The 5,250-nt window shown below is 71.8% G+C and carries 7 protein-coding genes; 2 read left to right on the top strand and 5 right to left on the bottom strand.

Going from position 1 to position 5,250, the window contains the following annotated elements:
• Positions 1-25 precede the first annotated feature (25 nt).
• From Q0444_RS11470 to Q0444_RS11460, 3 genes are all read right to left on the bottom strand, one after another.
• The gene (locus tag Q0444_RS11470; protein ID WP_291081204.1) at positions 26-796 is read right to left on the bottom strand and encodes an SDR family NAD(P)-dependent oxidoreductase; all 771 of its coding nucleotides are present in this window, start codon (positions 794-796) and stop codon (positions 26-28) included.
• Between the two features lie 31 nt (positions 797-827).
• Positions 828-1,703 carry an enoyl-CoA hydratase-related protein gene (locus tag Q0444_RS11465; RefSeq protein WP_299023281.1) on the bottom strand — a complete coding sequence of 292 codons (876 nt, stop codon included), beginning with the start codon at positions 1,701-1,703 and terminating at the stop codon, positions 828-830.
• 73 nt (positions 1,704-1,776) lie between these two features.
• A complete protein-coding gene (locus Q0444_RS11460; RefSeq protein ID WP_291081210.1) occupies positions 1,777-1,965 on the bottom strand; it encodes a hypothetical protein in 189 nt (62 codons plus the stop codon).
• Between the two features lie 246 nt (positions 1,966-2,211).
• On the opposite strand from Q0444_RS11460, the gene Q0444_RS11455 reads away from it, so the two are divergent.
• The gene (locus tag Q0444_RS11455; protein WP_291081212.1) at positions 2,212-2,766 is read left to right on the top strand and encodes a hypothetical protein; all 555 of its coding nucleotides are present in this window, start codon (positions 2,212-2,214) and stop codon (positions 2,764-2,766) included.
• Positions 2,767-2,847: 81 nt separating this feature from the next.
• On the opposite strand, the gene Q0444_RS11450 is transcribed toward Q0444_RS11455, so the two are convergent.
• Positions 2,848-3,891 (bottom strand): TerC family protein, encoded by a 1,044-nt coding sequence (locus Q0444_RS11450; RefSeq protein WP_291081214.1) that lies wholly within the window; start codon positions 3,889-3,891, stop codon positions 2,848-2,850.
• Positions 3,892-4,152: 261 nt separating this feature from the next.
• Between Q0444_RS11450 and Q0444_RS11445 the strand changes: the two genes are divergently transcribed.
• The gene (locus Q0444_RS11445; RefSeq protein ID WP_291081216.1) at positions 4,153-4,533 is read left to right on the top strand and encodes a hypothetical protein; all 381 of its coding nucleotides are present in this window, start codon (positions 4,153-4,155) and stop codon (positions 4,531-4,533) included.
• Positions 4,534-4,695: 162 nt separating this feature from the next.
• Here Q0444_RS11445 and Q0444_RS11440 read toward each other — a convergent pair whose 3' ends face one another.
• Positions 4,696-4,935, bottom strand: coding sequence for a hypothetical protein (locus Q0444_RS11440; RefSeq protein ID WP_299023280.1), 240 nt, complete (start codon positions 4,933-4,935; stop codon positions 4,696-4,698).
• Positions 4,936-5,250: the final 315 nt, after the last annotated feature.

Below are 5,250 nucleotides of genomic sequence, written 5' to 3'. Positions count from 1 at the left end.
CCTCCGCGGCCCCCGACGGGGGACGTCAGCGGGGCATCTGCCCGTCGTCGACCTTGATGACTGTTCCGGTGACCGCCTCCGACGCGTCGGACACCAGGTAGAGCAGGGTGGAATCGAGCTGCTCGGGCAGGCCGATCCGCTTGCGCGGGAAGCCGGGCGCGATGTCGCCCACCCGGGCGAGCATCCCGTCGGTCATCTCCGAGGCGAAGACCCCCGGCGCGATGCCGTTGACGTTGATGAGGTGGCGTGACCACTCCACCGCGAGGGCCTCGGTCATCCGGCTGACCGCCGCCTTGGCCGTGGAGTAGAGCGCGGCCCCGTTGCCGGCGTAGTGGTACGCGGCCATCGAGGAGATGTTGACGATCCGGCCGGGCAGCTCGGCCGCGATGAGCCGTCGGGCGAGGCCGGTGGCCATGAGCCACGGGCCGCGGACGTTGGTGTCCAGGACGGCGTCCACGAGCTCGAGGGACATCTTGTGGGCGCGCTGCGCGTCGGGGATGCCGGCGTTGTTGACCAGGATCTGCGGGACGCCGAGCTCCGCGGTGACCTGCTCGAGGCAGGCCTCGATGGAGTCCGGGTCGGTCACGTCGAGCCGGACGCCGTGGGCCTTGCCGCCGCGCTCGCCGATCGCGCCGACGACCTCGGCGATCCGCTCGGCGCGCCGCCCGGTCACGACGACCGTCGCACCCGCCTCCGCGAGCACGTGGGCGAACCGGACGCCGAGGCCGGCGGTCGATCCGGTGACGATCGCGACGCGGCCGGTGAGGTCGACGGAAGGCAGTTCGGCAGAAGGCATGGGGGTCCGATCCGGAACGTGGGTGGGGGGGTCAGCTGAAGAGGTCGGGCAGCCCGTCGGAGACGCGGTCGGGGAAGTCCGGCTCCTGCTTGGCGAGGAATGCGGTGACACCGGCGCGGACGTCGGCGGACTTGCCGCGGGTGTAGATGCCGATGGACTCGGCGCGGTGGGCCACCTCGGGGTCGGGCGCGCCGAGCATGCGCCACATCAGCTGTCGGGTCAGCGCCGCCGACACCGGCGCGGTGCCCTGCGTCATCTCGCGGGCGATCTCGATCGCGCGGGGCAGGACCCGCTCGGTCGGGAGCAGCTCACGCACCAGTCCGCGCTCGAGGGCCTCGGCGGCGGGGATCGTCCTGCCGCCCACGGTCCACTCGACTGCTGTAGAGATGCCCACCACCCGGGGCAGGAACCAGCTCGAGCACGCCTCCGGGACCAACCCGCGGCGAGTGAAGACGAACCCGAACTTGGCGTTGTCCGCCGCGATCCGCACGTCCGTCGGCAGGGTCATGGTCACCCCGACCCCGGCGGCCGACCCGTTGATCGCCGAGATGACCGGCTTGCTCATCCGGAACAGGCGCAGCGAGACCAGGCCGCCCGTGTCTGGCGGGGCGGTGCCGGAGTCCTGGTCGGGATCGATCGCGAACGTCTCGCCCCCGCCCGAGATGTCGGCCCCCGCGCAGAACGCCCGACCGGTGCCGGTGAGGACGACGGCCCGGATGGCGTCGTCGGCGTCGCAGGCGTCGAGGGCCGCGATGAGGTCGGTGAGGCTCCGCGTGGTGACCGCGTTGAGGCGGGCCGGGCGGTTGAGCCGGATCACGGCTACCTCGCTGTGGCGCTCGACCACCACATCGGGCTGGTCGGGCTGGTCGGGCGGGGTCGCGGGTGCCTGGTCAGGCGAGGGGTGCATGATGTCGGACGCTACCCGGGGTGGCGGGTGGGGCGGCCGGGATCGGCGGGTTCCCGGGTCAGCCGACCTCGTCTCAGTCGCCCACCTCGTCCGGGTCGGTCACGTCGGCGGGCAGCTCGATGGCCTGGTCGGCGACGTCCGCGGGGTTCGCCTCGCGGGTGGGGTCGCTGACCACGACCTCCGGCTGGTACTCCTCGGCGGCGGTGACGGGATCCGGTCCCGGGGTGTACTCGTCCGGGTCGGGGCGGTCCTCGGCGGTCATGTCGGGTCCTCCTGGGAGTCTGTCTGCGGTGACGGGTCCGCGGCGGCTCCTCCACCGCGCGCGGCGGGACTTGAGTGGGTGTGCTGATGTCGAGCGTAGGCCTCGCCCCCCGGTGCCGGCGCCCTTCTCGGTGGCGTTGTCGACGACCCGGCGCGGCGGCTGGCGGCGCGGTGGCCGCGGGGGCGATCGGTGTCGGACCCCTCTGCTTGACTCCCGGTCATATCCCAACCACCACGTGGAGAGACCATGATCAGCATTCGTAAACTCCTCGCCGGCGTACTCGGGGTGCTCGCCCTCAGCGTCACCGCCGCGCCCGTCGCCCAGGCGCAGCCGCTCCCCGGAGGGTCGGTCGAGCTTCCGCCGATCGACCCGATCGCGGTGCCCGTCCCGGTGGGCTCGGCGGCGGGTCAGCTCCCACCGCTGCCCTTCCCGTGGTTCTGGCAGGACCCCGTTCCGCCGCCCCCGCCGGCGCCGAAGTACGTGGCGTCCAACTGGGTGGTCGCGTACAGCGCGTGTCCTGCCTCCAATCAGTGGGCCTACGCCCAGGACGGGACCAAGCTCTGGTGCACCTACCTCGACCGGACCGACGCCCGGCTGTGGGCCCCGTACACCTCGAACGTGCCGTGGACGCCCGGCTTTCGGCTGAAGCCGCGGACGGAAGTGGCGAATTCACTTGCGGGGAAGAGCTGTAGGCCTGTCGGTGCGACCGCGATCGACCCCTCGAACGGCCAGGAGGCCTACTGCGATTGGAGGCGGATCGATTCCGACGTGCCGGTCTGGCAGTACAAACCCGGATCCTGACCGCGCCCGGCGACCGTTGCGCCCGCGGGGCGGGTGATGGTCGGCCGGGGGCGGTGGGCTCGTCGTTGTCGCGGTGTCACGTCAGCTCAGGTGCCCCGCGCCCGTCTCGTCGCGGCGGCGGGAGCGGCGCAGCAGCGGCTCGAGCTCCGCGTCCTCCTCGGCGGTGGCCACCCGGAACGGGGGCTCGGCCAGCGTCGGCAGGCTCGAGCGCTCCTGGCCGCGGGTGGCCCGCAGGCTCGCGACCACCGACACCGTGAGGATGGCGGCGATGACCGCCAGCGAGATCGGGGTGGGGATGTAGAAAACGTCGATCTTCAGCAGCATCTTCACGCCCACCCACATCAGCACCAGCGCCAGGCCGATCTTGAGGTAGATGAACCGGTGGACCAGATCGGCGAGCAGGAAGTACATCGCGCGCAGCCCCAGGATCGCGAAGGCGTTGGCGGTGAAGACCAGGAACACCTCGTCGGTCACGGCGAAGATGGCGGGGATGGAGTCGACGGCAAAGACCACGTCCGTCGTCTCGACCAGCACCAGCACGGCGAGCAGGGGGGTGGCCATGACCAGGCCGCCCTTGCGGACCAGCAGCCGCTGACCGTGGAAGGTGTCGGTCATGGGTACCAGCCGGCGGAACGCCGCGAGGACCTTGGACTGGTCGGGGTCGAGGTGCTCGTCGCGTTGGCGGATCATCCGGAAGCCCGTGTACAGCAGGAACGCGGCGAAGATGTAGAGGATCCACGAGAAGTTCTGGATGAGCACCGCGCCACCGGCGATGAAGATGCCGCGGAAGACCAGGGCGCCCAGCACGCCGAGGAACAGGACCCGGTGTTGGAACTGCGGCGGGACGGCGAAGTGGGCGAAGATGATCGCCCAGACAAAGACGTTGTCCACGGCCAGGGACTTCTCGATGAGATAGCCGGCGAAGTACTGCTGGCCGAACTCGGCGCCCCAGACCGCCCAGACGATCGCGCCGAAGCCGACGCCGAAGGCGATCCACACCGCCGACCATGCCGCGGCTTCCTTGACCCCGATGACGTGGGCCTTGCGGTGGGCGACGAGGTCGACGGCCAGCATCACGACGATGAACGCGATGACCGCCAGCCAGATCCAGAGGGGGGTGTGCATGACGCGGGACCTTTCGATCAGTGGGTGATCGAAGGTCTCTCCCGACCGGCGCTGCTGCGCGCGGTCCGCTCCGCCGGGCCCGTGGGCCGTACTGACGACGAGGCGTCTAGTGGGATACTCCCCTTCCGGTGCGACCCAGTGAAGCACACGCGACGGAGGTCGCGCCAGGAGAATTTGCTTCCGGATCAGGTGGGCCCGAACCGACCCATCCCTGAGGGGAGCGGTTCCGAATCCTTTGCAGACGCTGAAAGGAGAACCACCATGAGCACTCCCGCCGGAACCCGAATCCGTCTCGCGCTGAAGACGTCCGGGGTACTCACCGCGATAGGGACCGCGGTGGTTCTCGCGCTGGCCTTTGCCCTGTTCACCCTGGGCTCGCAGCCGGCCAGCCTGGTGGCGTCGGCCGAACTCGCCGCCGGCGCCGCCCTGCAGGCCCAGAGCGGGTGGGTGCTTCCGGCGGTGTTCTCCGTGCTGGTGTTCACCGGGGTCGTCCTCATGACAGTGCTGTTGGGGAAGCCCTCGGTGGACGTGACGTGGACTCCCGCGGCTCCCGACCTCCGTGCCGTGCCCCAGCCGCCCCTGGCGCACGGGCACGCGACGTCCGATCGGGCCGGGCAACTGGTGGCGACCACGCAGTCATGACGCCGCCCGGCGGTCGCTACCGCTGGTCGAGGTCGACCACGCCGGTGTGTGCTCGTGGAGAACCGCGGGTGGTCGGCACGCGGGGCGGGAGGGCCGGGCTCGTCGTCGTCGACCTGGTTCTTCACGCTCCACCCCGCCGGTGCACCCGACGGGGAGGAGCGGTTACGAGTTGGCGAACGCCAGGATGAGCCACACCGGGAGCCACAGGCCCGCGGTGAGGATGGTGAGGATCAGGTGCAGGGCGTGGTTGACGCGCTTGCCCCCGCCGTTGACGTAGACGTTCTGCTGCATGGGCGGCATCTGCTGCGGGTACATGAACGACTGCTGATACATGGGCGGCGCGTACGGGTTGGGCACCTGGAGATGCGCCGGGATGAACTGGTCCTGCGGGCCGTACTGCATGGGCGGTGCCGGCGGGTTGCCGTAGGCGAAGCCGCCTTCGTGCGCCAGCGGGCCGTAGGGCTGGGGGGCGTACTGCGGCGGGGTGTGCTGCTGCGGCTGGGTGTGCTGCTGGGTGTACTGCTGCGGCGGGGGGGGCTGGTGGGGGGGGGGGGGCCGGGGCGGCGGGGGGGGGGGGGGGGCGCCCCCCGGGGGCCCCCCCCCCCCCCGGGGGGGGGGGGGGGGGGGGGGGGGCCCCCCCCCCCCCCCCCGCCGGCCCCCCGGGGGGGGGGGGGGGGCGTGTTCGACCCCGCGGGGGGCCCCCCCCCCCGCCGGCCG

The organism is uncultured Dietzia sp., from assembly GCF_937873725.1.
Classification (GTDB): Bacteria; Actinomycetota; Actinomycetes; order Mycobacteriales; family Mycobacteriaceae; genus Dietzia.
Note: the sequence above shows the minus strand (reverse complement) of the source record. Positions and strands in the feature narration are given on the sequence as shown.

Bases quoted from the DNA above. Each gene is read 5' to 3' on its own strand.
- Q0444_RS11470 (WP_291081204.1), bottom strand. From the start codon at position 796: ATGCCTTCTGCCGAACTGCCTTCCGTCGACCTCACCGGCCGCGTCGCG.
- Q0444_RS11465 (WP_299023281.1), bottom strand. From the start codon at position 1,703: ATGCACCCCTCGCCTGACCAGGCACCCGCGACCCCGCCCGACCAGCCC.
- Q0444_RS11460 (WP_291081210.1), bottom strand. From the start codon at position 1,965: ATGACCGCCGAGGACCGCCCCGACCCGGACGAGTACACCCCGGGACCG.
- Q0444_RS11455 (WP_291081212.1), top strand. From the start codon at position 2,212: ATGATCAGCATTCGTAAACTCCTCGCCGGCGTACTCGGGGTGCTCGCC.
- Q0444_RS11450 (WP_291081214.1), bottom strand. From the start codon at position 3,891: ATGCACACCCCCCTCTGGATCTGGCTGGCGGTCATCGCGTTCATCGTC.
- Q0444_RS11445 (WP_291081216.1), top strand. From the start codon at position 4,153: ATGAGCACTCCCGCCGGAACCCGAATCCGTCTCGCGCTGAAGACGTCC.
- Q0444_RS11440 (WP_299023280.1), bottom strand. From the start codon at position 4,935: ATGCAGTACGGCCCGCAGGACCAGTTCATCCCGGCGCATCTCCAGGTG.